A 23760-nucleotide genomic window follows, 5' to 3' on the forward strand; every position below is an offset into this window, starting at 1 on the left:
AGGCGCGGGGGCTCGGGGGCAGCGCCCCCGCAACGGCGCCGCACCCGTTCGAGTGGCGGTCCGGCCCGAACGGAGTGATCCTGGCAAGCAGCGGCGATCCAGCCGAAGGGGCGCCGGGGCGACATGCGCCCCGGCGCCCCTTCGGCCTGACCCGATCCGGGCCAGGCCGACCCGGGCTGACCCGGATCGGGCCGGCCCGACCCGGGTCAGCCCATGCGCAGGATCGCGCACGTCGTGGTCGCGTGCGCGTAGAGCTTCCCGTCGTGCGTGCCCGTGACCCGCGCCTCGGCGGTGGCGGTGGTCCGCCCCACGTGCAGCGCGGTGCCCTCGCAGCGCAGGGTCGGGGTGTCCGCCATGACCGGCCGGATCATGTGCACCCCGAGCTGCACCGTGGTGTAGGCGGTGCCGGCCGGGAGCAACGTCATCACGGACGAGCCGAGCGCCGAGTCGAGCAAGGTGGCCAGGAAGCCGCCGTGCACCGTCCCCATGGGGTTGAGCAGGTGGTCGCCCGGATCCCCCTCGAAGACGGCGACACCCTCGGCCGCCCCGGTGAGCCGGAAGCCCAGGGTGCTCATCATCGACGCGCCGGGCAGCTCGCCCCTGAGGCTCGCCCGGAGGATCTCCAGTCCGCTCATGCCGAGGATCTCCGGGGTCATCTCCGGACGCGGCTGCCAGGTGTGCGTACGGCTGCGGAGCGGGGCGCCGGTCCCGGGGAGGCCGGTCTCGGGGGCGCTGGTCTCATACGTGGTCATGGCAACGACCCTAGGCACGGCCCGGCCACATCGGGAGTGTCGGATCCGGCAGCTTGCGTACGGATTCCGACAGCCCGTACGGGGCCGGTCGCCGCTACGGTGGAGCCGTGAAAGTCGCCGTACTGGCCCTCGACGGGGTCTTCGACTCGGGCATCTCCGCCGTCCTGGACGTGCTGCACACGGCCGACGTGCTGCGCGGCCGGGTGGCCGGAGCCCCGCCGCCCGCCTTCGACATCCGTACGGTCGGCGTGCGGCGCCGGGTCCGCACCGGGCTCGGCCACCGCATCGACACCGAACCGGCCGCCGTCGCCGAGGACGCGGACCTCCTGGTGGTGCCCGCGCTGATGGAGCGCCGCCCGGACGCCCTCGTCGAGGCCGTCGCGTCGGCCGCGCACCGCCCAGCCCGCCGGGTCCTGGCCGAGGCACGCGAACGCGGCACCCCGCTCGCCACCTCCTGCACCGGAACGTTCCTGCTCGCCGAGGCCGGGGTGCTGGACGGACAGCGGGCGACGACCAGCTGGTGGCTGGCCCCCTTCTTCCGGGACCGCTACCGCCGGGTCACGCTCGACGAGACCCGTATGGTCGTCAGCTCCGGCGGCGTCACCACGGCGGGCGCCGCGTTCGGCCATCTCGACCTGGCCCTGTCGATCGTCGGTACGCGCAGCCCCGCCCTCGCGGATCTCGTCCGGCACTACCTCGTCGTCGACGACCGCGCCTCACAGGCCGCGTACGCCATCCCCAGCGCACTGGCCCGCCACGACCCGCTCGTCGCCGCCTTCGAGCAGTGGGCGCGGACCCGGCTCGCGGAGCCGGCACCGATCGCGGACGCGGCCCGGGAGCTCGGCGTGAGCGAGCGCACCCTCCAGCGCGCGGTCGCCCGTACGCTCGGCCGCACGCCCGTCGGGCTGGTACAGGACCTGCGGGTGGAGCAGGCCGAGCACCTGCTCCGCACCACGGACCTGCCGCTGGCGGCGGTCGCCCGGCGGGTCGGGTACGAGAGCCCGGGACCGCTGCGCACGCTGCTGCGCAGGCATCGCGACGGGCGCTGACGCGGACACGTTCCCTGGGGCGCGGCCCGGAGGCGCGCCCCAGCGGCGAAACAGACGGCCTAGGTGTGTTGTTCGGACAGGTTGGTGCCGCGGCTGGCGGGTGTTTGGCCTGCGATGCCGGTGTGGGGTCGGTGGTAGTTGTACCAGTGCAGCCAGTCGGTAAACGCTTCCATGCGCTCGTGGTCTGAGGTGTAGGGCTGCCGGTAGGCCCATTCGTCGAGCAGGGTGCGGTGGAAGCGTTCGACCTTGCCGTTGGTCTGTGGACGCCAGGGCCGAGTCCGCCTGGGGCTGATCCCCAGGTCACGACAAGTATCGCGCCAGGTGTTCTTGCTGTAGGCCCAGGCGTTGTCGGTCAGGACCCGCTCGACGGTGATGCCCAGGGAGGCGAACCAGGCGGTCGCCCGCTGCAGGAACGCGGCGCAGGTGGGGGCGGTCTCGTCGGGCAGGTCTTCTGTGTAGGCGAGGCGGGTGTGGTCGTCGAGCGCGGTGTGTAGGTAGGCCCAGCCGGTACCGGTCTTGTTGCGGCGTCCTTCGGCTCTGCCGAGGGTCTTGTGGCCGCCGCCGTCGGGGATCCGGCCGAGTTTCTTGACGTCGATGTGGACGAGTTCGCCGGGGCGGGCGCGTTCGTAGCGGCGGATGGGTTCGCCGGTGGCCCGGTCGAGTGCGGCCAGTGGTGGCTGGCCGTGACGGATCAGGATGCGGTGGGCGGTCGAGGGTGTGATGCCGCAGCGCGCGGCGAGCCGTAGCGGCCCGATCCGGTGTTCACGCCGCAGACGCAGTACCTGGTCTTCCACCTCGGCCGGTGTTCGGCGCGGCTGGTGGTGCGGTCGGCTGGAGCGGTCACTCATTCCGGCGATGCCCAGCTGCCGGTAGCGGGTGGCCCAGCGGGCGGCGGTGGTGTGGCTGACCTGGAAACGTTCCGCTGCCCGCCGCAGCGGCCAGCCGTCGTCCACGACACAGCGGGCCAGGCGCAGTCGCCCGGTCTCGGTCAGCGGGGCGTTACGGTGGGGCACGAGGGCCTCCTCGGATCGGTGCAGATGTCGCAATCCACACCGAACCCGGAGGCCCTCACCCATTTCAAGTACCCAGCACGCGTGTCACCAACGTCCCGGGACAACACACCTAGGCCGTGTCCGCAAAGTCCCGCCTGCCCCGCGACGCCTGGCACCGCACCTCGCCGCGTTGTCGGGCCGCCCGAGTACGTCCAGTACACGGGCGACCCTCCGCCTTGCGATGCACGGCACCAGACGCCGCGGGGCCCGCCCTCCGGGCGGCCGGCGCTACTTTGCGGACACGGCCTAGGAGCGCGACCCCGCGACGGGCTCGGCGGCGGCGGTCGTCCCGGGCGCGGCGGGCGCCGCCCGTTCCGCGCCGTCCGTGCGCTGTTGCGCCGGGAGGCTGACGTGCAGGCCCCGCGGCCCGGACAGCACGTACACGAGCCCGAAGCCGGCGGACACGACGACGGCCCCGCCCACGGCGTCCAGCACCCAGTGGTTGGCGGTGGCCACGATGGCGCACACCGTGATCAGCGGGTGGAGCGCCCCGAGCAGCTTCTGCCAGCCCTTCGGCGCCAGCACCACGATCACGATCCCGCACCACAGCGACCAGCCGAAGTGCAGCGAGGGCATCGCCGCGTACTGGTTGGAGATCGCGGTCATGGCCCCGTACGAGGGGTTGGCGAGGTCCTGCGGCCCGTGCACGGTGTCGATGAAGCCGAGGCCGGGCATCAGGCGCGGCGGCGCGAGCGGGTAGAGCCAGAAGCCTATGAGGGCCAGCACCGTGGCCAGCCCCAGCGAGGCCCGCGCCCACCGGTAGTCGCCGGGGCGCCGCCAGTACAGGACCCCCAGGATCGTCAGCGGGACCACGAAGTGGAAGGAGGTGTAGTAGAAGTTGAAGAACGCCTCCAGCCAGGGCGTGTTCACCACGGCGTGGTTCACGGCGTGTTCGATGTCGATGCCCAGCGCGCGTTCGATCCCGTGGATCTGGCTGCCGTTGCCCTCGGCGAGGCTGCGGCTGGTGGGCGCGGCGGCCCGGATGTGCGAGTAGAGCGAGTAGCCCACGCGTATCAGCAGGAGTTCGAGCAGCAGGTTCGGGCGGGAGAGCACGCGCCGCCAGAACGGCATCAGCGGCACGCGCGCCCAGCGGGCCGCCGCGGGCCGCCCGTAGTCGGTGGGGACGGGCTCGCGCCAGTACGCCGACGAGCGCGGCAGGAACGGTACGGCGCAGGCCGCGGCCACGGCGGTGAGCAGCAGCACGTTGTCGCGTACGGGGGCCAGTGCGGCCAGGTTCGGCAGCAGCATCGTGCTCGGCAGGGTCATGGCGAGGACCACGGCCACCGGCCACACGGGCCGGTCGGCGGCCCGCTTGCCCACCTTGCCGGCGACGGCGAGGAGCACCCACAGCAGCTGGTGGCGCCAGCCGGTCGGGGACACGGCGACGGCCACGCAGCCGGTGACGGCGACGGCGAGCAGCAGCTGGCCGTCCCGGGCGTAGCGGACCGCGCGGCGCAGGCCGGCCCAGACGACGGCGGCCGCGAGGGCGGCGTAGAGCAGGATCTCGGCGGGTCCGGTCAGGCCCAGGCGCAGCAGCGCGCCGTGCACGGACTGGTTGGCGAGGCCGTCGGGGGTTCCGCCGAGGCCGGTACCGGCCAGGTGCTGGACCCAGTACGTCCAGGAGTCGCGCGGCATGGCCGCCCAGGACAGCGCGGTGGCTCCGGCGAAGGTCACGGCGGCGGTGCGCGCGGTGGGTCGGCGTCCGGTCAGCCACAGCAGCGGGGCGAACAGCAGCAGTGCGGGCTGGAGCGCGGCGGCGAGGCCGACGAGGAAACCGGCGGGCCGGTCGCCGGGCACGCGGAACACGGCGATGAGCACCAGCAGCACGGGCAGGATGGCGGTCCGGCCGGGTGAGGCGGCCTCGCGGACGGGGAGCGAGACCATCATCAGGGCCGTGAGCACGGGCGCGGCGAGCAGCGCGGTGCGCCGCGGCACCGGGTCGGGCAGGCCGCGGGCGGCGACGAGCCCGATGGCGGCGACGCACAGCAGCGTCATGCAGGTCCAGGCGACTTCCAGCGACGGGGCGGCGAGACCGACCAGCGGCTTGAGGACCAGCCCGGCGAAGGGGGTGTCGGAGAACCGGCCGGTGTCGTAGACCGATCCGGGCAGGCTGCCGGGGAGGTGGAAGCCGCTCAGCCACTCGGCCGGTGGCACCCGCAGTACGGCGGCGGCCTGTCTGACGGCGAGCGCGCCGGCCAGTGCCCACAGGAGGAGGCGGGCCGCCCCGAGCCTGCCGTGATCGCCTATGACTCCGGCATGTCCGTTCGCACCGCTGTGCTCTGCCGCGTTAGCCACGCCTCGCCGGCCTCCCGCCCTGTTGACCGCAACCCTGACTTCGCCTGGCTGCCGCGCTCCATTACCCGGACGACGATATCTCCCACGGGATGCCTTGGAGGGCCCTCGCGGGCATCGCGGGGACCGACACGCGTGCCCACCTGCGAGGCCCTCTCCTTGACCGGCCGGACCGGGGGTCACGGGCTCTCCGGGTGCGGACACCGGACTTCGTGGCGAAGCTGAGGTGGACAGGCATTCCGTGGAGAGGATGGCTCATGTCCATGCTTGACAAGCTCAAGGACCTCATCAAGGGACACCCTGACCAGGCCCGCCAAGGCGTCGAGAAGGCCGGAGACGCCTTCGACGCGAAGACCGGGAACAAGTACCAGAGCCAGGTCGACACGGCGCAGCAGAAGCTCAACGAACAGATCGGCGGCAAGGAGCCGCCCGCGTCCGGGGAGGGCCGGCCGCCTCAGACCTGAGACGTGAGATGTGTGACGAGCGCAGGGACCGCACCACGGTGCGGTCCCTGCGGCCTTCCGGAGGGGCGGATGTAGGAAACTGCACGCATATCGTCAAGGCCGGGCGGACGGCCCGGTCCGTGTTCCATGAGAGGTGTCCTGTGCCTAGCGTCGTAAAGATCAACGTACTGACGGTTCCCGCAGAGCAGCGGGAGACCCTGGAGCAGCGCTTCGCCTCCCGGGCCGGGACGGTCGAGAGCTCGGACGGGTTCGAGTGGTTCGAGCTGCTGCGCCCCGTGGAGGGCACGGACCAGTACCTGGTCTACACGCGCTGGCGTTCGGAGCAGGATTTCCAGGCGTGGATGGAGGGCCCGATGAAGGCCGCTCACCAGGGCGGCGGCCAGGGTGGTGGCGAGGGCGGCGGCGAGCGGCCGAAGCCGGCGGCTTCCGCCTCGACGGTGTGGTCGTTCGAGGTCGTGCAGCAGGCGGCGCCGAAGCAGGCCTGACGCGATGCGCGCCGCGGGCCCGGGTCGGGGGGCGACCCCGACCCGGGCCCGCGGCGCGGCGCACGGACGGGCGGACGGGCGGACGGGCGGACGGGCGGACGGAGGAGCCTCAGCTCCAGAAGACGTCTTCCTCGTCGATGTCCGCGGTGCACTGGTCGATGTCGGTGATCTTGTGGCCGATGATCGTGAAGAAGAGCCCCTGGCGGATCTCGATGCCGCGGTCACCGCGGTCGGCACGCACCGTGTGGAAGCTCATCACGTGCCCGCGCCCGTCCGCCAGCACCGATTCCAGATCCACCTGGAAGGTGCCCTTCGTCTCCTCGCCGAGGCGGCGGTAGAGGTCGAGGACGTTCTCCCGCCCCTTGTGGTGCCCGGACAGGGGGTTGCTGCCCGGCACGTGGTGGATGGCATCGGCCGTCAGCAACGTGCTCATCGTCTCCATGTCGCCGTTGCCGAAGGCCTCGTAGCCGCGGCGGACCAGGGCACAGTCGGGATGCTCTGACATGGCGTTCCCACCCTCCGGGTACGCAGGGAATGTCCTTTTTCCTATCATCGGCCCGGCCTTGTGGATATTCCACGCGGGAGATCCGCCTCGAACTCCACAATGACGCCATGACCACTCACAGCGAACACCGCACGTCCACCCGGTCGTGGACCGTGGCCCCCGAACCGTTCACCACCCGGGACGCCACCGCCCTGCGCCGCGCGTACTACGCCGAGGTCGCCGGCCGCTACTGGGAACGGCAGGTCACCGAGGCCGAGATCGACCAAGGGCTGCTGGACTTCCCGGACGACGGGCTGACCCCGCCGACGGGACAGTTCGTCGTCGGCAGACTGGACGGCGAGCCCCTGGCGTGCGGCGGGATACGGCTGCTCGACCCCCGGACCGCCGAGCTCACCAGGGTGTACGTCGACCGGCGCGCCCGCGGCACCGGCGGCGGGGCGGCCCTGCTGAAGGTCCTGGAGGCGCAGGGCCGTGCGCTCGGCGCCGAGCGGGTCCGGCTGGACACCCGGTCGGACCTCGTGGAGGCCCGGGCGTTGTACGCACGGCACGGGTACGCGGAAATACCCGCCTACAACTCCGGCCCGTACGCACAGCACTGGTTCGAGAAGCGTCTGGTCTGAACCCGGGCCCGGGACACGGCGGCCGCCGCTAGTGGGCGGCGTGGTCCCGGCGCGGCAAGGCCTCGTAGGGCTCCTCGGCGTCGGAACCGCACAGCTCCATGTTGATCTGCCGTACCAGCTTCACCAGGTCCGTCGGGCGGTCCGGGCCCCACCAGTCGCCGAGCAGCTCGGCGAGGGACTCCTCCCGGGCCTCGGCGAGCTTCGCGGCGCACGCACGCCCCTCGTCGGTCAGCACCAGCGGCAGCCCGTCCCGGACGGCGAGCCCGCGCTCCTCGATCTGGCGGGCGGCGTCCGTGACGACCTTCAGCGGCACATTGACGCGCTCGGCGAGCAGTGCGGGCTCCGCGGAGCCGTATCTCTTGATCCGCAGCAGCAGCCAGCTGGAGGCGGGCAGCAGGTCGTAGCCCGCCTTCTCGGTGATCTTCTCGTAGACGTGGCGGCGGCCCTCACGGGTGCCGAGGACCGACAGGGCACGGGCGACCTCGTCGTGGGAGGAGCGCTGGACCGGGTTGGAGGCCAGGGTCTCCGTCACGTCGGGGGCGGTGACCGAGCCGCGGAGCTTGTCCTCCTTCAGGAACCAGGCGATCACGAAGGCGATCAGGACGATCGGCACCGCGTAGAGGAACACGTCGGTGATGGCGGTCGCGTAGGCGTCGAGCACCTGCGGTTGGAGCTCGGCGGGCAGTGCGCCGATGGCCCGCGGGTCCGCCTCCAGCTGGGCGACGCTCGCACCGGCCGGCAGCGTGACGCCCGCGAGGGAGGCGGCCAGCTTGTCGTCCAGCTGGTTGGTGAAGACCGTGCCGAAGATGGCGACGCCGAAGGAGGCGCCGATGGAACGGAAGAAGGTGGCACCGGAGGTGGCGACGCCGAGGTCGGCATAGCTGACCGCGTTCTGCACCACCAGGACGAGCACCTGCATGACCAGGCCGAGTCCGGCACCGAAGACGAAGAAGTAGACGCTCATTTCCCAGGTGGAGCTGGTGCGGTGCAACTGGTGCAGGAGGAGCAGCCCGATCGCGGTCACCCCCGTGCCCGCGATCGGGAAGACCTTCCAGCGCCCGGTACGGCTGACGATCTGGCCGGAGACGGTGGAGGTGATCAGCATGCCGATCACCATCGGCAGCATGTGGACGCCGGACATGGTCGGTGAGACGCCTTGGACGATCTGGAGGAAGGTCGGCAGGTAGACCATCGCGCCGAACATCGCGAAGCCGATGACGAAGCTGATCGCCGAGCAGAGGGTGAAGGTGCGGATGCGGAAGAGACCCAGCGGCAGGACGGGTTCGGCGGCCTTGCGCTCCACGAGGAGGAAGCACGCGAGCAGTACGGCGCCGAGGACGGCGACGCCGATGATCCGGGCCGAGCTCCAGCCCCAGGTGCCGCCGAGGGAGGCGACGAGCACGAGGCAGGTGGCGACGCAGGCGATGAGGAAGGTGCCGAGGTAGTCGATGGTGTGCTGCGAGGACCGCGCCGGGATGTGCAGGACGGCGGCGATGACGACGAGCGCGACGAGACCGATCGGGAGGTTGATGTAGAAGACCCAGCGCCATGACAGGTTGTCCACGAACAGGCCGCCCAGCAGCGGGCCCAGCACGCTGGTCGCGCCGAAGACGGCGCCGAAGAGGCCCTGGTACTTGCCGCGTTCGCGCGGCGGGACGATGTCGCCGACGATCGCCATCGACAGCACGATCAGTCCGCCGCCGCCCAGGCCCTGCAGGGCGCGGAAGCCGATGAGCTGGGGCATGTCCTGGGCGATCCCGCACAGGGCCGAGCCGATGAGGAAGAGGACGATGGCGTACTGGAAGAGCCTCTTGCGTCCGTACTGGTCGCCGAGCTTGCCCCACAGGGGGGTGGCGGCGGTGGAGGCGAGTATGTAGGCGGTGACGACCCAGGACAGGTGCGCCATGCCGCCGAGGTCGCTGACGATGGTCGGCAGCGCGGTGGAGACGATGGTCTGGTCGAGTGCGGCGATCAGCAGGCCCAGCAGCAGGGCTCCGATGGAGACGAGGACGTCGCGGGAGGCGTGCTCGGTGGCGGGACCGGTCTTGTCCGGGTCGAAAACGGGGCCCGGGCCCTGCGCGGTCACATCCTGAGCCATCGATACCTCCTCAGGCCGGATCAACATCTCCATCCTGAGCGGTGTGTCCGGTTATGGCCTCTCGGGCGGTTGGGAGGGCCCCCGCGGGTCTGCATAATCGCAGGCAATAACCAGGGAGGGAGTCCAGTGAGCCGTCAGCACTGTCCAGAATGCGGTGCCGCCGGCGCCGGCTGCGGGTGCGTGCCGGGTGTGGGTTTCAACCCCTTGCGCATCCGCCCGTACGTGACGTTGCCCGACCCCGGCGGGCCGGACACCCCGGTCTCCCCGCAGCCGGTGTCCGGGGTGGTGTCCCCGGAGCCCGCGCCCGTGCCCGTACCCGCGCCGACGCCGGCGCCGGTGTCGGACGACACGCCGGCGTACGGGATACCCGTGCCGCCGCAGGACGGTCCGTGGCCAGCGGGGCCTGGCGGGCCTGCGCACGCATCGCACCCGGCCGAGACGGTCCAGCTCCGGACCATCCCGGCAGCGGGCCACACGTACGGCAGCGGAGGGGGAGGGGGTGGGGGTGGGGGCGGGGGCCCGGAGAAGCGGACCGGCGCGGCCGCCCGCAAGCCGCTCGCGCTGCTGATCGGCGCCGCGGCGGCGGTCGCCCTCAGCGGGACGGCCGTGGCGGTGTGGGCGCTCCCTGGTTCCACCGAGAACAACGAGGCCGTGCTGCTGGACGCGAAGGTGTCGGCGCCGGTGACGAGCGCCGCCCCGGCCGCACCCTCCGCGAGCCCGTCCCCGAGCAAGGGCAGCCCGTCGCCCTCCGCCTCCCCGTCGCCGAGCGCCTCGAAGTCGGCGTCGCCGTCCCCGTCGCCGAGCGCGTCCCGCACATCGGCGCCCCCGTCCCCCAGCCCGTCCCCGAGCGTGAGCCGCTCCTCCAGCCCGCCGCCCACGCAGGCCCCGACCCTGCGGCACGGGGATTCGGGTTCGGAGGTGGAGAAGCTCCAGCGGCTGCTGGCGGCGCAGGGCCTGTACCGGGGCAGGATCAACGGCCGGTTCGACGGGCGGCTGGAGGACGCCGTGTCGGAGTTCCAGTACGACAGGGGCATCGACGATCAGGAGTGGGGCTTCTACGGGCCGGTGACCCGCAAGGCCCTGGAGGGATGAGCGTCACATGTCCGCTGGTGGCGAGGACTGCCCTTTGTTTTGTATCGTGAGGGAACAAAGTGGTTCCGTCCTCACTCCCTGACCGGTGGACGGAACCACTTGTTCTCTTTTCCCGCCCCGTCTGGAGTACTCCGATGCCGGCCAGCACCACCACCACACCCGTCGCCCTCACCGCCAAGGCCCTGCTCCTGGACATGGACGGCACGATCGTCAACTCCGACGCGGTGGTCGAGCGCTGCTGGCGCGACTGGGCGGTCTCCCACGGGCTGGACCCGCACGAGGCCATGAAGGTGGTCCACGGCCGCCAGGGCTACGCCACCATGGCCGTACTCCTGCCGGACCGCCCCATGGAGGTCAACCACGCCGAGAACGCGGTGATGCTGGCCCGCGAAACGGCCGACACCGACGGCGTGGTCCCGGTCGCGGGCGCCCCGGAGTTCATGGCGGCGATCGACGGCCTGCCGCACGCCCTGGTCACCTCCGCCGACACGGCGCTGGCCACGGCACGGATGACCGCCGCCGCCCTTCCGATGCCCGAGGTACGAGTCACGGCCGAGTCCGTCCAGGCCAGCAAGCCCGACCCCGAGGGCTTCCTCATGGGCGCCGCCGCGCTGGGAGTGGACCCGGCCGACTGCATCGTCTTCGAGGACTCGGCCGCGGGCATCACCGCGGGCCGGGCGGCGGGCATGCGCGTGATCGGCGTGGGCCCGCGCGCAGCCGCCCACGCCCCGACGGCCCACGTCCCGGACCTGACGGCACTCCACGTCGCGACCACCCCGGACGGCTCGATCACCATCACCCTCCACCCGGCGGCCTGACCGCGGGGCGGCGCCCCGCGGTCAGGCCTACGGGGACGGGTCGGCCACGGTCGGCACCCGCGGCGGTGGGGCGGCGGCTCCGGGTACGGGGGCCGACCGGGCGGGGCCGCAACGCCGGGCGGCGGCTCCGCGGTGCAGGAAAGCCGCCCGACCGGAGTCACGACCGGGAGCGGGCCTTCAGTGGGCGGGAGCCACTCGACCGGAATCACAGACGCGCATGGGGTTTCCCGTCAGTCCGATCGTCTCCGGGTCGGGCCGGTCCCTCAAGGGCGCTCCTTCGTCGCGTCGCTTCGCGATGTCGCTGCGCTCCACCCTTGACCGACCGTCCCGCCCCGGAGGAACGAAGACTGCCGGGAAACCCCCAAAGGAACGGGCCGGGCGTTCAAGGATCAGGACGGGGCGTCGCATATGCCCATGCCTGTCCAGGGTGAGGGACAACCAGGAGACGGGCTCAATCCAGACCGGGAGCCGCGTCGGCGGGGCGCGCCAAATCGCTACGCGCTCCTCATCCCTCAGCGTCCGACGACCGTCCTGGGCTGGACATAGACCGCCCACGACCACAGATACTCCCCACTGACGGCGTCCGGCGACCGTCTGTGGCTGTTCACAAGCCGCCCACGGGCCCGGTCCGCCGCTCGACCTGCGTCCGACGACCGCCTTGGGCTGGACATAAGCCGCCCACGACCCGCAGAGACTCCTCACGAGTCGCGTCCGACGGCCGCCCGGGGCGGAAAAGCGCGAAACAGCGGCTATTCCGCAGTGGATGCGGGTCAGCGCACATGGGCGCCCCGAAAGGCCGACCGTTTGCCCTAAGTACCCCTTTTCGGTGGCGGCTTTGTGGTGTCCTGCTCGCACCGACCCGGCCCCACTACGGAATAGGTGAAGTCCCGGCGGTCAGCTCCTCCCATCCGTTCTCCTCAACCCCTGGCGGCCGTCTGTCGCGGTCATGCAGAAGCGCGTAGCGATCCGAGGCGGCCTACGTCCGGCCACAGACGGTCGTCGGACGCAGATCGAGCGCCGGACCGAGCTCGTGGGCGGCTTATGTCCAGCCCAAGACGGTCGTCGGACGCTGAGAGATGAGGAGCGCGTAGCGATTGGACGCGCTTCCCCCAACACAGGCCATGGTCTCGATGGCCCCGCCTGCCGGACATGCCCCACCGGAACCGGGCTGGGCATCTCTGACGGGCCCGTCGTGATCCTTGAACGCCCGGCCCGTTCCTTTGGGGGTTTCCCGGCAGTCTTCGTTCCTCCGGGGCGGGACGGTCGGTCAAGGGTGGCCGAAGGCCATCGCGAAGCGACGCGACGACGAAGGAGGAGCGCCCTTGAGGGACCGGCCCGACCCGGAGACGATCGGACTGACGGGAAACCCCCACACGCATCCCTGATACCGGCCGAGAGGCTCCCGCCCACCGAAGCCCCCGCCGCACCTCCCCCACCCCGTCCACCCCGTCCACCCAACCCCCGCCACCCGAAGCCCCCGACCGCCCGACCGCCCTACCGCGCCCTACTGCCCCACTCGCCCGTCGATGCGTTCCCGAAGGAAGTCCGCGTGGCCGTTGTGGCGGGCGTATTCCTCGATCATGTGGACCAGGACCTCGCGGAGTTCCATCGGCTCGTCGCCGTGCCCGCTGTCACCCGTGACGTCCAGGCCGGCGGCCTCCGCGACCAGTTGTTCCGCGAAGGCGACTTCGGCGCGCCAGGTGGCCCATGCGTCCGCGACCACCTCCGGGTCGGCCACCGCGCCGGTGAACTCCCCCGCGCGGTCCTCCTCCGTGCGGTAGTGCCTACGTATCTCCTGGCCCGCCATGACCTGCCGGAACCAGTACTGCTCGACGCCCGCCAGGTGGCGCACGAGACCCAGGAGGGACAGGTTGGACGGTTCCACCGAGCGCCGCGCCAGGGCCTCCGCGTCGAGGCCCGCGCACTTGAGCTCCAGCGTCAGGCGCTGGTCGCGCAGGTAGCCGGCGAGTACGGCGCGCTCGCCCTGGAACCCGCCGTCGGTCCGGGTGTCCTCGTCGGGGTGGACGAACATGTTGGACCAGCCGAACCTCCGGTCCTCGGCGGGCACCGGTGCGGACGCGGATCGGGGTGCGGGCTCAACGTCGGGGCCGTCGGAACCGGCGGGGCCGCCGGTCGAGGTGGCGGGGGCGGTGGTGTCAGTCACGCGCACGAGCGTGACCTGTACGTCTCCGCCCCGCAAGGAAATATCCGCCACCGCCGCGGCCCGCACCTGCGGCGCGTCAGCCCGCGATCGCCTCGTAGAGCGAGAACGCGGCGAGTGCGGCCATCACGGCAGCCGCGATCTTGGTGATCAGTCGCAGCGGCACGTACTTCATCAGGGTGCGCCCGCCCAGGATGCCGATGCCGGCGACCGCCCACAGGGCGAGCACGGCGCCGATGCCGACCGAGACGGCGTTGTCGTACCGGGCGGCGAGGTTGGCGGTCATGATCTGGGTCAGGTCACCGAACTCCGCGACCAGGATCAGCATGAAGCCCGCCCCGGAGACCTTCCAGAAGGACTGGTCGGCGGGCGGCTTGACCTCCTCGTCCCCGTCGTCCTTCTTCAGGAGCAGCATGGCCGCGCCCAGCAGGAAGAGGATGCCGACGACCGCCTGCACGAGCCGGTGCGGGAGCAGCGTGAGGACGCTGCCTGCGGCGATGGCGAGTGCGACGTGTACGGCGAAGGCGGCGGCGACGCCCGCGAAGACGTAGGAGGCGCGGTAGCGCGTGCCGAGCATCAGGCCGGCGAGGGCCGTCTTGTCGGGGAGTTCGGCAAGGAAGACGACGCCGAAGGCGATCGCCATGATGCTGAAGCTGAACACGGGGGTGAAACCTCGATCGGTCGGGCAGGGCGCCATCGGTACCGAGAGACCTGGGGTGTGTCAGGGGTCGCTTCGGCTCGGCGGCGCCCTGGTTGCGCGTGCGCGTACGAAACGCACCTGCGCTGGACAGGACACTGCGGCCGAAGGTCTCGCTGGCCTGCCGCTTTCCGCGGCCTGCCTCCGGGCGCCGGCTGGGGTGACCCAGCAGTATGTCGACGGTCCGGCGAAGAGCTACTCCCCTTCTGCTCCGAACAGAGTACGCGACGCCCGCGACGGGCCGGAATAGGTCTTTGGTCCCGCCTCCGCCCCACGCCGTGACCGCTCGGGCCCTGCCGCCGGCCCGCGCTGGCCCTGCTCCGACCTGGGCCCGGCTGCTCGTCTTCGCCGGACCCACCCCCTGCGGAATATCAAACTCCCTTTAAATCAGGTGCGTTGGCGGCTTGATGTGACGTGCTCATGTCGCCAGGCTGTCACCTGGCGCCCATCCCTGCGATACCCGGCGCCGCAACGATGGCCACGCCCCGCCGGGGCCACACGGCCACACCCCCCGCACCCAGGGAGCCCCTCATGGCACTCATACCCAGCATCTACGCGCGTCGAATTGGCGTGCTCGCGTCAGCAGCCGCACTGGCCGCGCTGACCTCCCTCCTGAACGCCCCCACCGCCCAGGCAGCCCCGCCCGCCCCCATCAGCGCCTCGGCCGCCCGCGCCTACCTGGCTACGGTCACCCCGAAGACCGAGGGGTCCACCAGCGGCTACAGCCGCGACCTCTTCCCGCACTGGAGCACCGTCTCCGGCACCTGCAACACCCGCGAGACCGTCCTCAAGCGGGACGGCGTCAACGTCGTCCAGGACTCCGCGTGCGCCGCGGTGAGCGGAAGCTGGTACTCCGAGTACGACGGCGTCACCTGGACCGCCGCCGCCGACCTCGACATCGACCACGTCGTCCCGCTCGCCGAGGCCTGGCGTTCCGGTGCCAATTCCTGGACCACGAGCAAGCGCCAGCAGTTCGCCAACGACCTCACCCGCCCGCAGCTCATCGCGGTCACCGACAACGTCAACCAGGCCAAGGGCGACCTCGACCCCGGCAAGTGGCTGCCCCCGCGGACGGCCTACCGTTGTACGTACGCGCGGATGTGGGTCAACGTGAAGCAGTACTGGGGTCTGAGCATGGACTCCGGCGAGAAGACGGCCCTGGTCAACATCCTGAACGGCTGCTGACCAAGCCGGCCGATCTTTCCCCCGTCAGGGGGAGGCGTGGCTCCCCCCACCCGTCGTACCGTGATCGAAGGGGCTACGGAGGAGGGGGAGTTCCATGGCCGGACTGCGTCTGGGGCCGCTGCTGCGCCACGTCGACTGGGACACGGGCCGGTCGGCCACGATATGGGTCGAGGCGGACCGGCCGTGCACGGCCGAGGTGCGGTGCGCGGACGGGGCGGGCGGCAGTGCGCGCACCTTCCAGATAGCCGGTCACCACTACGCGCTGGTGCCGGTGACGGGCCTGACCCCGGGTGCGACCACGGCGTATGAGGTGCTGCTCGACGACCGGCCGGTGTGGCCGCTGCCGGAGAGCGGTTTCCCGCCGAGCACGATCACCGCTCCGGCCGTGACGGGCCCCGGCCGGCCCTCGCCCGGGCTGCGCGTGACATTCGGTTCCTGCCGGCAGGCCGCGCCGCCCGCCGGCCGGCACGGACCGCACGGCGCGGACGCGCTGGACACCCTCGCGGCGCGGCTGGCCGCCGACCCGGAGGCGGTGCGCCCGGACGTCCTGCTGCTGCTCGGCGACCAGGTGTACGCGGACGCACTGTCCCGGGAGACCCGGCAGTGGCTCGCGGCCCGGCGGGATCTGCGGGAACCGCCGGGTGCCCAGGTCGCGGACTATGAGGAGTACACCCGGCTCTACTACGAGTCCTGGCTCGACCCGGAGATCCGCTGGCTGCTGTCGACGGTCCCCAGCCTGCACATATTCGACGACCACGACGTCATCGACGACTGGAACACGAGCGCGGCGTGGCTCGCGGAGATGCGGGCGACGCCGTGGTGGCGCGAGCGCGTCCTCAGCGGGCTGATGTCGTACTGGGTGTACCAGCACCTGGGCAATCTCTCCCCCGCCGAGCTGGACGCCGACGCGGTGTACGGGGCGGTACGGCAGACCCCTGACGGTACGGACGTGCTCCAGGCCTTCGCGGCCGCGGCGGACGCCGATCCGGGCACGGTGCGCTGGAGCTACCGTCGCGACTTCGGCCGGACGCGGCTGCTGATGGTGGACACCCGGGCCGCGCGGGTGCTGGCCGAGGACGGGCGGGCGATGCTCGATCCGGCGGAGCAGCAGTGGCTGCGGGAGAACGCCCTGGCCGGGCACGGTGGTTACGACCATCTGCTGATCGGGTCCTCGCTGCCCTGGCTGATGCCACCGCTGATCCACGATGCCGAGACGTGGAACGCCGCGCTGTGTCGCGGGGAGCGGGGGCCGCGGTGGGCGCGGATCGGGGAGGATCTGCGCCGGCGCAGCGATCTGGAGCACTGGGCGGCGTTCCCGGCCTCGTTCGCGGCCCTGACGGATCTGATCGAGGAGGTGGGGACGGGGCCGCGGGCGCCGGCGACGGTGTGCGTGCTGTCCGGGGACGTGCATCACGCGTATGTGGCCGAGCCTCGAATACCGAGTACGGCACGGGTGTTCCAGCTGACGTGCTCGCCGGTTCACAATTCCATCCATACCGCGGTGAAGTGGGGTTTCCGGCTGGGCTGGTCCCGGACGGGGCGGTGGCTGGGGCGCGGCTTCTCGCTGCACGGGCGGACGGGGCGGCCGCCGCTCAACTGGCGGCGTACGGGTGGGCCCTGGTTCGGGAACCAGCTGATGACGCTGGCCCTGTCGGGGCGGACGGCGCGGCTGCGGCTGGACCAGGCGCGCAAGAAGCGCGAGGGGGCCGTGCTGGTGACGGTGCTGGACCGGGATCTCACGGCGGCGGAGTAGCGGAGCAGGGGGCGCGGCAGAGCTCGGCGGTGCGGGGCGGTGGAGTCTGCGTGGCGGCGTGCGGAGGTGTCCTTGGCGGGCGTGCGTCCCCCGGAGGCGTCCGTCCCCGGCGTCCCGTCCCGGGCGGGCGCACCGGGCAGGCGCCCCGGGCATCCGGGGTGCGAACGCCGGGCGTACGCTGTCTGGCTGTCAGGCCGCTCCTGCCGCTCCCCGCGACACCGCGGCGCTTCGTGTCGCAGCACGTCAACCGGACTGGGGAGTCCCGTTTTGTTTGAGACGCTGGGATCGCTGACCGCGAGCCCATGGATCTACGCCCTCGTGGCGGTCTCCATCGTGCTCGACGTCTTCCTCCCGGTGCTCCCGAGCGGGGTTCTGGTGATCACCGCGGCGGCGGCCGCGGCGGCCGCCGGGGCCGCGGGCCCGGTGCCGGGGCCCGAACAGGTGCCGGACATCCTGCTCCTGCTCGTGATCGCCACGACCGCCTCGGTGCTGGGCGACATGGCCGCGTACCGGCTGGGCCGGCGCGGCGGTGCCCGGCTGGACCGGGCCATCGCCCGCTCCCGCAGGCTGACCCGGGCCCACGAGCGCCTCGGCACGGCTCTGGCACGCGGTGGCGGCGCCCTGGTGGTCATCGCGCGCTTCGCCCCGGCGGGCCGCTCGGTGGTGTCCCTGGGTGCGGGCAAGACCCAGCGCAAGGTGGCGGAGTTCCTGCCCTGGTCGGTCCTGGCGGGCATGGCCTGGGCCGGTTACAGCGTGGCCCTCGGCTACTTCGGTACGCAGTGGCTGGGCACCCGGTGGCTCGGCACCGCCCTGTCCGTCGTCGCCCTCTTCGCCGCGGGTGCCCTGGCGGCGTTCCTGGTGCGCCGCCCGGAGGCGGGCGCGGCGACGGCGTAGGCCGTCCGGCACGGATCGGCTCCCCCGGGCGGAGCAGCGGCTCACCCGTTCACCCGGCCCCGATCGCCGCCCCAGGGCTGGGCTCCTAGCGTCCACAGCACGGTGCGCAATCGAATCCGCGTCACATCAGTGGCCTGGCCGCGCCGTTTCGACGAGCCGAGGAGTCCTCTCCATGCCCGCCAAACCGCCCGCGAAGCCGCCCGCCGCACCGCCTCCGGCACCGCCCGCCACGGCGCGCCGCCGCCTGATGACCGTCGCGGCCGCGACGCTCGTCGCCGCTGCCGCCGCGCCCGCCACTCTCGCGTACGCCTTCCCGTCCGCCACCGTCTCCCCCACCGCTGTGGCCCCGGGCGGCCGGGTCGCCCTCAATGTCGCGGGCTGCGGAATGCAGGTCGCCAGGGTCACGTCGACCGCCTTCGGCGAGACCCGGCTGACCCCGGGCAACCAGACGGCCGCCAGCCTCATCGGGAGCGCCACCGTCTACGACAACGCGAGCACGGGCACGCATCGCGTCGTCTTCGAGTGCGGCGGCCCCGGCGGCGAGCGCGTCACCTTGTCGCTGCAGGTCAGCTCGGGTGCGGCTCGCGGTGGTACGGGCGGCAGCATCGGTTCGATGAGCCCCGGGCAGATCGCCGCGGGCAGCGCCCTCACCGCGGGCGCGCTGGGCGCCGGAGTGTGGGTGATGCGCCGCCGCGCGGCGGCCTCGTAGGCGCCGGCCGGGTCACGCCGGGGCGGCTGCCTGCCCCCGTACGTGCACCCCGTCGAGCAGCGCCGCGGTGGCTTCGGCGACGGCGTCCACCGCCGCCTCGAACACCTCGCGGTTGTGCGCGGCGGGCACCCGGAACCCGGACACCTTCCGTACGTACTGCAGGGCGGCGGCGCGGATCTCTTCCTCGGTCGCCTTCTCGGGGATGGCGGGCGGGCGCAGGGTCTTAATGGAACGGCACATACCCCCACTATCCCGCTACCGGGGCAGCTCGGCCCCGGAAAGTTTCATGATCAAACCGGCTTGGAGGCGGGCCCTGAGCCCCGGGTCCTCGACCGCGTCCAGCAGCTCGATGGCCTGCTGGGTCGTCTCGGCGGCCCGCCGGTCGTCGCGCAGCGAGGCGGTCTGGTCGGCCATGTGCCGGAGCGCGGTGTCGGCCCGCCGGTGGAAGAGCTGCCCGATCAAGGTGGTGACCAATCCCGCCGAGCTCGTGACGATCCCCAGGTAGAGCTCCCCGCCGCCCTCGGCCTTCCAGACGGCCAGCCCGATCCCGAAGAGCAGGATCGCCGCACCGACCCCGGCGAACCGCTGGCTGGTCGCGAAGCTGCTGCGCGCCTGGGTCAGTCCGTAGGCGTAGTACTCGACGAGGATCGGCGTGAAGTCGTCCCGCCGGTCGCCGAGCTGCGCCGCGGGATGCTGGATCCCGCCGACGTCCTGGAACTTCCCTCCGCCGGCCACGGCGGACGGCCTGTCGGCCTCGCCCGGCTCGGCGAGGTGCGCGAGCAGCCGCGCCCGCTCCTCGTCCCGCTTCCGCTCGAAGCCCGCCCCCAGGGACCGCTCCATCAGCGCCAGCGCCACGGCGACCACGGCGACGACCGACCCACCCCAAGCGAGCTCGCCCATCCCCCGACGATCCCACGCCCCGGACCGGCGGCCAAGAGAGCGTCCATCTCCCCAAATGCGGATGAACCACACCGAACCTAGACTGACCGAGGCATGAACCAGTCGCCGACGAGGGAGACCATGACCATGGCCAAGCGAGGCAACAAGCGTCGGGCCCGCAAGAAGAAGAAGGCGAACCACGGCAAGCGCCCCAACGCCTGAACGAACCACCCGAAAGACCCCCGACCCCAACCGGCCGGGGGTCTTCGCGGATCACCCCTTCTTCCGGAGCTTCCGCATCTTCGCTTCGGCTTCCTTCTTCTTCCGCTGCGCCACGCCGTAGCTCGACCAGCCGCCCTGGTGCAACTGACACCGGGAGCTGTTCACCATCGCGGGCTTGGTACACGGCCGCCCCACGGCCGTCTGCGCCCCACACCTGGGCCGAGTCATCGCTCTCCCCTCCTCCGACACGGCGCCGGACCCCGGAATGCTCTCGCCCGTCACCCCCTCCGGGAAGGCGCAGAACCACGCGGCCGGAAGCACCCCCGGCACACGGCCTGTCGCCTCGAGGGTGGGGCGGGTGGCGTTGATGTGGGGCGTAAGAGCCGTCAGCGAGCAGTGGAGGCGGGCTCCGTGGATCGGGTCGAAGTCCTGGAAGTCGGAGGGTTCCAGGCCCCAGGCCTCGATCCGGCTCCAGCCGGCCTGAACCTCGGCGTTCCGGCCGTCACTTGAGCGCGCGCGGCGCATGAGGGCCCGGCGATGCCTGATCGTCCGTGTGAGGCCAAAGCCCGCTGTCGACCGCCGCTCCGGCCGGCACGCGGCCTCCCGGGCGCTTACCTACTCCTCATCGGTGTCCTCGGCGGGAAGGATGGACACGAGATCCCCGGACAGGTCGAGCTTGTAACGCGTGGCGATGACGCCGAGCTGAATCCCGAAGACCGCTCGCAGTTCGCCGAGCGCGGCCCCGAACACGACGCCTTCACGGCGGCCCTCTACGTGGCTGCCGTGGTCGATACCCACGGTGTCCAGGAACCGGCGGCAGGCGGCACGCATCGCCTTGAGGTTCTCGGCAAGTTCATGTCCCGTGTCGGGCTCCATCAGGATCCGGGTCAACGTCTCCCTGATCTTCAGTACCGATGCGACGCAGTGCCCTGCCTCGTTAACCGAGTGCTCGACACGGGTCATCGTGAGAACCCGCCGGTCCTCCAGGTAGACGAGGACCTTCTCGGCAACCGCGCGTTGCGGGAGCGGCAGTTCCCAGTCCACACCTCCGAGTGGTGTGCTGAAACCCTTGATCCGTCGCATGATCTCTAAAACCTTCACGCTCGGCATACTAAGCAGGCCGGTGGGCCTGCGTTGTGGTGACGACGGGTACGGCGTGAAGCAGCAACGCCCGCTCCGTTGAATTCCGTTGAGCCGCTCAGGACTCCGTACGGGGCTCACCGACGGTGGCGACGAAGCCGTACTGCGCCTTCCGGCACCCGACGCGGCCATCCTCGGCAGCCTCCGCACCGGCCTGCCCGAGCTCGTCGAGCCACGCGCCACCGGCCGGGCCCGTTGCCGTCAGGCAGTACATGCCGATGGCCCCCAACCATGATCGGTTGGGGGCCATCGTGCTGGTGGGCGCGGACGGTTTCGAACCGCCGACATCTGCTTTGTAAGAGCAGCGCTCTACCCCTGAGCTACGCACCCGTGGATGAGTGGACAGCCTACATGGCAGGCGCACCCCCCACGTAAACCCGTTCTCGTGGGAGAGAATGGACCGGGGCATGGCGGACGCGGTACGGGAGAGGCATTGTGACGACGGCATCCCGGCGGTGGTTCGGCGGGCGGGACGAGAGTCGGCGGGCGGATGCGCAGGCGGCGAAGGATGCCGCCGCGGCCGCGTTCTACGAGCTGGACACGGCGCAGCGGGATCTGCGGATCTCCATCGAGACCATCGCCGCGGCGGACGGGTCTCCGGCGGCGCGGCAGGCGACCGAGGGGTTCGCCGCGCTGGGGCGGCGGATCGACGAGGTCAGTCACGTCTACATCGAGGCGGTCGACGCGCACGACCTGGACCGGGCGGAGTTGGAGGCCTCGGTCGCCACGCGCGCGCGGGAGCAGCTGACCCGGGCCCGGGACGAGCTGGTGCGGGTCCAGGGGGAGCTGGAGCGGTTCGCGCAGGGGCTGCAGCCGCTGCTGGACAAGGCCGAGACGCAGCTCGCGCGGGTGGCGCCGGCCCGGGAGCGGGCCAAGGCCGCGCTGATCGGGGCGAGTGACGCGCTGGACGCCGTACGGGCCAAGGGGATACGGGCCGATGACCTGGCGGCGCGGCTGGCGGCGCTCGGCCCGGAGCTGACCAAGCTGAACCAGGGCGCGGCACAGCACGGTGTGCAGGAGACGGTGCAGCGCGCCGACCGGATCCTGCGGGACGCGGAGGCCGTACGGGCCGAGGCGGCGCGGCTGCCCGAGCGGGCGGCGGAGATCGACCGGCGGCTGGTGAGTCTGCGGACGCGGGCGCAGGCGTTGCGCAACCGGGCGGACCGGGTGGATCCGGTGCTCAGCGAGCTGCGGCGGCGGTTCAGTGCGGCCTGCTGGCAGGACCTGCAGCACGTGCCGGACCAGGCGGTACGGGACGTGGCGCGGGCCGAGGAGCAGCTGCTGGAGGCCGGCCGGGCCCGGGACGAGCAGCGCTGGGCCGAGGTGGGGGCGCTGATCGAGGCGGTCCGCGGCTCGCTGGGCGCGACGGACGAGGCGGTGTCGGCGGCGCAGGACCGGCTGACGCGGTTGGAGGCGGTGGCGCGGGATCCGCAGGCGGAGGTGGACCGGACCCGTTTCGCGATCCGGGACGCGCAGCGGCTGGCGATGGCGGGGCGCAGTGTGCCCGATCCGCGGCACGCGCGGCCGCTGGACGATGCGGTGGCGCGGGTGGCCCGGGCGCTTTCGGCGCTGGAGGGGCGGCATCCGGACTACTGGGCGTTCCTGCTGGAGATGGCGGACGTCCGGGCTTCGGTGAACCGGGTGGTGAGCGGGATCCGGGCCGAGCGCGGGCACGCATAGGCCGTCTTTCGGATCTTGTCGGCCGAGCCCGCGGCGTCCGCCGCCATGGGGCCTCCCCAGGCCCGTCACTGGAGCTCGGGCGCCCCGACAATGCGGCCAGGTGTGGTGCCGGGCGTCGCGGGCCCGACAGGATCCGAAGGAGACCGCCCAGGCCGCCGCCCGGGCGTGCCCGGTTGTTTCCCGGCGGTCGGCGACGGATGCTGGGAGGTGCCGGGAACGGAACAGAGGAGGGCACCATGGCTGCCCACACCACCCACGAGCCTCCCGCGGCCCATGAGCCTTACGTGGCTCACGCGGCGTACGGGTGCACCGAGCCGCACGAGCACTACGCGCCCTACGTGGCCCACGAGCCCGATCCCGACGCGCCCACCCCACCGCGCTTCGCCGACACGGTCTCGCGGCGCATGGCACGCATGCTGCATCCCGTCAACGCGCAGCTCGATGATCATCTGCCCACCGACCACAAGCTGGGCCAGGTGTACCGGGTCGGGGCGGGACTGACCGGCCTGCTGCTGGTGGTGTTCGGGATCCTGGGCCTGGTCAATCAGATCGGGTTCTTCGACACCGGTGGGGACACGGTGCTCGCCCTGAACACCAACGGTGCGCTGAGCGTGCTGTCGATCTGCATCGGCGTGCTGCTCTTCGTCGGGATGGTGATCGGCGGAACCTTCGCCTCGACCCTGAACATCGTCCTGGGCGTGCTGTTCATCGCGAGCGGGTTCGTGAATCTCGCGCTGCTGGACACGGAGCTGAACTTCCTGGCCTTCAAGATCCAGAACGTGCTGTTCAGCTTCGTCGTCGGCGTGATGCTGATGTGGTTCGGGATGTACGGGCGGGTGGGCAGCGCCCTGCCGCACGACAATCCGTACTGGCGGGCACGTCACCCCGAGCAGGCGGCCCGGGAGGACCGGGCACACCGGGCCGGGTCGAGACAGACGAGAGTTGCGTAGCGCGCGGCGCCCGGCCCCGCTTAGCCTGTGCGCATGCCTCGATACGATTACCGCTGCCGGACCTGCGACGACACCTTTGAGGTCAGCCGGCCCATGGCCGAGTCCTCCGCGCCCGCCGACTGCCCGGCGGGGCACTCCGACACCGTGAAGCTGCTGTCCGCCGTCGCCGTGGGCGGGACGAGCAGCGCCCCCGCGCCCGCGATGGGCGGCGGGGGCGGCTGCTGCGGTGGCGGCGGCTGCGGCTGATCCCGGCGCGATCCGGG

Annotated in this window: 25 protein-coding genes and 1 tRNA gene; 14 read left to right on the forward strand and 12 right to left on the reverse strand. The window is 72.0% G+C overall.

The features are described from left to right. Positions 1-206: 206 nt before the first annotated feature. On the reverse strand, positions 207-752 hold the full coding sequence (locus tag JYK04_RS15120; RefSeq protein WP_189748643.1) for a PaaI family thioesterase: 546 nt from the start codon (positions 750-752) through the stop codon (positions 207-209). A gap of 107 nt (positions 753-859) precedes the next feature. Here JYK04_RS15120 and JYK04_RS15125 point away from each other — a divergent pair, with 107 nt between their 5' ends. Continuing rightward, a complete protein-coding gene (locus JYK04_RS15125; RefSeq protein WP_189748640.1) occupies positions 860-1801 on the forward strand; it encodes a GlxA family transcriptional regulator in 942 nt (313 codons plus the stop codon). Positions 1802-1860: 59 nt separating this feature from the next. Here JYK04_RS15125 and JYK04_RS15130 read toward each other — a convergent pair whose 3' ends face one another. Then, complete coding sequence (locus JYK04_RS15130; protein ID WP_189748766.1) at positions 1861-2814, reverse strand: IS481 family transposase; 954 nt, start codon at positions 2812-2814, stop codon at positions 1861-1863. A 285-nt stretch (positions 2815-3099) separates the two neighbouring features. Further along, entirely contained in the window at positions 3100-5148 is a 2049-nt protein-coding gene (locus JYK04_RS15135; RefSeq protein ID WP_189736658.1) for a bifunctional glycosyltransferase 87/phosphatase PAP2 family protein, read from the reverse strand. A gap of 254 nt (positions 5149-5402) precedes the next feature. Between JYK04_RS15135 and JYK04_RS15140 the strand changes: the two genes are divergently transcribed. Together JYK04_RS15140 and JYK04_RS15145 are read left to right on the forward strand one after the other, a co-directional pair. After that, positions 5403-5609: an antitoxin gene (locus JYK04_RS15140; RefSeq protein ID WP_189736660.1), complete on the forward strand. Its 207-nt coding sequence runs from the start codon at positions 5403-5405 to the stop codon at positions 5607-5609. 140 nt (positions 5610-5749) lie between these two features. Beyond that, a complete protein-coding gene (locus JYK04_RS15145) occupies positions 5750-6094 on the forward strand; it encodes an antibiotic biosynthesis monooxygenase family protein (RefSeq protein ID WP_189736661.1) in 345 nt (114 codons plus the stop codon). Between the two features lie 109 nt (positions 6095-6203). On the opposite strand, the gene JYK04_RS15150 is transcribed toward JYK04_RS15145, so the two are convergent. Next, a complete protein-coding gene (locus JYK04_RS15150) occupies positions 6204-6599 on the reverse strand; it encodes a nuclear transport factor 2 family protein (RefSeq protein WP_189736664.1) in 396 nt (131 codons plus the stop codon). Positions 6600-6706: 107 nt separating this feature from the next. On the opposite strand from JYK04_RS15150, the gene JYK04_RS15155 reads away from it, so the two are divergent. Continuing rightward, positions 6707-7219: a GNAT family N-acetyltransferase gene (locus tag JYK04_RS15155; protein ID WP_189736666.1), complete on the forward strand. Its 513-nt coding sequence runs from the start codon at positions 6707-6709 to the stop codon at positions 7217-7219. 28 nt (positions 7220-7247) lie between these two features. On the opposite strand, the gene JYK04_RS15160 is transcribed toward JYK04_RS15155, so the two are convergent. Then, entirely contained in the window at positions 7248-9317 is a 2070-nt protein-coding gene (locus JYK04_RS15160; protein ID WP_189736667.1) for an MFS transporter, read from the reverse strand. A gap of 134 nt (positions 9318-9451) precedes the next feature. Further along, positions 9452-10195 (reverse strand): hypothetical protein, encoded by a 744-nt coding sequence (locus JYK04_RS15165; RefSeq protein ID WP_189736669.1) that lies wholly within the window; start codon positions 10193-10195, stop codon positions 9452-9454. Positions 10196-10235: 40 nt separating this feature from the next. Here JYK04_RS15165 and JYK04_RS15170 point away from each other — a divergent pair, with 40 nt between their 5' ends. Continuing rightward, positions 10236-10409 carry a peptidoglycan-binding domain-containing protein gene (locus JYK04_RS15170; protein ID WP_189736671.1) on the forward strand — a complete coding sequence of 58 codons (174 nt, stop codon included), beginning with the start codon at positions 10236-10238 and terminating at the stop codon, positions 10407-10409. Positions 10410-10543: 134 nt separating this feature from the next. Then, positions 10544-11227 carry an HAD-IA family hydrolase gene (locus JYK04_RS15175; RefSeq protein ID WP_189736673.1) on the forward strand — a complete coding sequence of 228 codons (684 nt, stop codon included), beginning with the start codon at positions 10544-10546 and terminating at the stop codon, positions 11225-11227. A 1504-nt stretch (positions 11228-12731) separates the two neighbouring features. Here the strand turns inward: JYK04_RS15175 and JYK04_RS15180 are convergent. Together JYK04_RS15180 and JYK04_RS15185 are read right to left on the reverse strand one after the other, a co-directional pair. Further along, on the reverse strand, positions 12732-13259 hold the full coding sequence (locus JYK04_RS15180) for a DinB family protein (protein WP_189737423.1): 528 nt from the start codon (positions 13257-13259) through the stop codon (positions 12732-12734). 208 nt (positions 13260-13467) lie between these two features. Further along, on the reverse strand, positions 13468-14049 hold the full coding sequence (locus JYK04_RS15185) for a TMEM165/GDT1 family protein (protein ID WP_189736675.1): 582 nt from the start codon (positions 14047-14049) through the stop codon (positions 13468-13470). Between the two features lie 576 nt (positions 14050-14625). Between JYK04_RS15185 and JYK04_RS15190 the strand changes: the two genes are divergently transcribed. From JYK04_RS15190 to JYK04_RS15205, 4 genes are all read left to right on the forward strand, one after another. After that, positions 14626-15270 (forward strand): HNH endonuclease family protein, encoded by a 645-nt coding sequence (locus tag JYK04_RS15190; RefSeq protein ID WP_189737426.1) that lies wholly within the window; start codon positions 14626-14628, stop codon positions 15268-15270. Positions 15271-15364: 94 nt separating this feature from the next. Beyond that, positions 15365-17023 (forward strand): alkaline phosphatase D family protein, encoded by a 1659-nt coding sequence (locus JYK04_RS15195; RefSeq protein ID WP_189736677.1) that lies wholly within the window; start codon positions 15365-15367, stop codon positions 17021-17023. 267 nt (positions 17024-17290) lie between these two features. Continuing rightward, positions 17291-17917, forward strand: a complete 627-nt coding sequence (locus tag JYK04_RS15200; protein WP_189736679.1) for a DedA family protein — start codon at positions 17291-17293, stop codon at positions 17915-17917. Between the two features lie 172 nt (positions 17918-18089). Further along, positions 18090-18626, forward strand: coding sequence for a hypothetical protein (locus JYK04_RS15205; RefSeq protein ID WP_229875206.1), 537 nt, complete (start codon positions 18090-18092; stop codon positions 18624-18626). 12 nt (positions 18627-18638) lie between these two features. Here JYK04_RS15205 and JYK04_RS15210 read toward each other — a convergent pair whose 3' ends face one another. Together JYK04_RS15210 and JYK04_RS15215 are read right to left on the reverse strand one after the other, a co-directional pair. Then, positions 18639-18866, reverse strand: coding sequence for a DUF2277 domain-containing protein (locus JYK04_RS15210; RefSeq protein WP_189736681.1), 228 nt, complete (start codon positions 18864-18866; stop codon positions 18639-18641). Positions 18867-18881: 15 nt separating this feature from the next. Further along, entirely contained in the window at positions 18882-19526 is a 645-nt protein-coding gene (locus tag JYK04_RS15215; protein ID WP_229875207.1) for a TRADD-N-associated membrane domain-containing protein, read from the reverse strand. Between the two features lie 126 nt (positions 19527-19652). On the opposite strand from JYK04_RS15215, the gene JYK04_RS42385 reads away from it, so the two are divergent. Beyond that, positions 19653-19727, forward strand: coding sequence for a 50S ribosomal protein bL37 (locus JYK04_RS42385; RefSeq protein WP_100661309.1), 75 nt, complete (start codon positions 19653-19655; stop codon positions 19725-19727). Positions 19728-20342: 615 nt separating this feature from the next. Here the strand turns inward: JYK04_RS42385 and JYK04_RS15220 are convergent. Next, entirely contained in the window at positions 20343-20828 is a 486-nt protein-coding gene (locus JYK04_RS15220; protein WP_189736683.1) for a DUF6650 family protein, read from the reverse strand. Positions 20829-21122: 294 nt separating this feature from the next. Beyond that, positions 21123-21197 (reverse strand) — tRNA-Val (locus JYK04_RS15225). A gap of 105 nt (positions 21198-21302) precedes the next feature. Here JYK04_RS15225 and JYK04_RS15230 point away from each other — a divergent pair. The 3 genes from JYK04_RS15230 (at position 21303) to JYK04_RS15240 (ending at position 23743) form a co-directional block, all read left to right on the forward strand. Then, on the forward strand, positions 21303-22547 hold the full coding sequence (locus JYK04_RS15230; protein ID WP_229875209.1) for a coiled-coil domain-containing protein: 1245 nt from the start codon (positions 21303-21305) through the stop codon (positions 22545-22547). A 236-nt stretch (positions 22548-22783) separates the two neighbouring features. Next, a complete protein-coding gene (locus JYK04_RS15235) occupies positions 22784-23497 on the forward strand; it encodes a DUF4383 domain-containing protein (RefSeq protein WP_373297417.1) in 714 nt (237 codons plus the stop codon). 33 nt (positions 23498-23530) lie between these two features. Continuing rightward, entirely contained in the window at positions 23531-23743 is a 213-nt protein-coding gene (locus JYK04_RS15240) for an FmdB family zinc ribbon protein (RefSeq protein ID WP_094744670.1), read from the forward strand. Positions 23744-23760 lie beyond the last annotated feature (17 nt).

It is taken from the genome of Streptomyces nojiriensis (assembly GCF_017639205.1).
GTDB lineage: Bacteria > Actinomycetota > Actinomycetes > Streptomycetales > Streptomycetaceae > Streptomyces > Streptomyces nojiriensis.

What these genes read in the sequence shown, in the direction of transcription:
- JYK04_RS15120 (WP_189748643.1), bottom strand. Translation starts at nt 752, where the DNA reads ATGACCACGTATGAGACCAGCGCCCCCGAGACCGGCCTCCCCGGGACC.
- JYK04_RS15140 (WP_189736660.1), top strand. Translation starts at nt 5,403, where the DNA reads ATGTCCATGCTTGACAAGCTCAAGGACCTCATCAAGGGACACCCTGAC.
- JYK04_RS15150 (WP_189736664.1), bottom strand. Translation starts at nt 6,599, where the DNA reads ATGTCAGAGCATCCCGACTGTGCCCTGGTCCGCCGCGGCTACGAGGCC.
- JYK04_RS15155 (WP_189736666.1), top strand. Translation starts at nt 6,707, where the DNA reads ATGACCACTCACAGCGAACACCGCACGTCCACCCGGTCGTGGACCGTG.
- JYK04_RS15160 (WP_189736667.1), bottom strand. Translation starts at nt 9,317, where the DNA reads ATGGCTCAGGATGTGACCGCGCAGGGCCCGGGCCCCGTTTTCGACCCG.
- JYK04_RS15175 (WP_189736673.1), top strand. Translation starts at nt 10,544, where the DNA reads ATGCCGGCCAGCACCACCACCACACCCGTCGCCCTCACCGCCAAGGCC.
- JYK04_RS15180 (WP_189737423.1), bottom strand. Translation starts at nt 13,259, where the DNA reads ATGTTCGTCCACCCCGACGAGGACACCCGGACCGACGGCGGGTTCCAG.
- JYK04_RS15195 (WP_189736677.1), top strand. Translation starts at nt 15,365, where the DNA reads ATGGCCGGACTGCGTCTGGGGCCGCTGCTGCGCCACGTCGACTGGGAC.
- JYK04_RS15205 (WP_229875206.1), top strand. Translation starts at nt 18,090, where the DNA reads ATGCCCGCCAAACCGCCCGCGAAGCCGCCCGCCGCACCGCCTCCGGCA.
- JYK04_RS15210 (WP_189736681.1), bottom strand. Translation starts at nt 18,866, where the DNA reads ATGTGCCGTTCCATTAAGACCCTGCGCCCGCCCGCCATCCCCGAGAAG.
- JYK04_RS15215 (WP_229875207.1), bottom strand. Translation starts at nt 19,526, where the DNA reads ATGGGCGAGCTCGCTTGGGGTGGGTCGGTCGTCGCCGTGGTCGCCGTG.
- JYK04_RS15235 (WP_373297417.1), top strand. Translation starts at nt 22,784, where the DNA reads ATGGCTGCCCACACCACCCACGAGCCTCCCGCGGCCCATGAGCCTTAC.
- JYK04_RS15240 (WP_094744670.1), top strand. Translation starts at nt 23,531, where the DNA reads ATGCCTCGATACGATTACCGCTGCCGGACCTGCGACGACACCTTTGAG.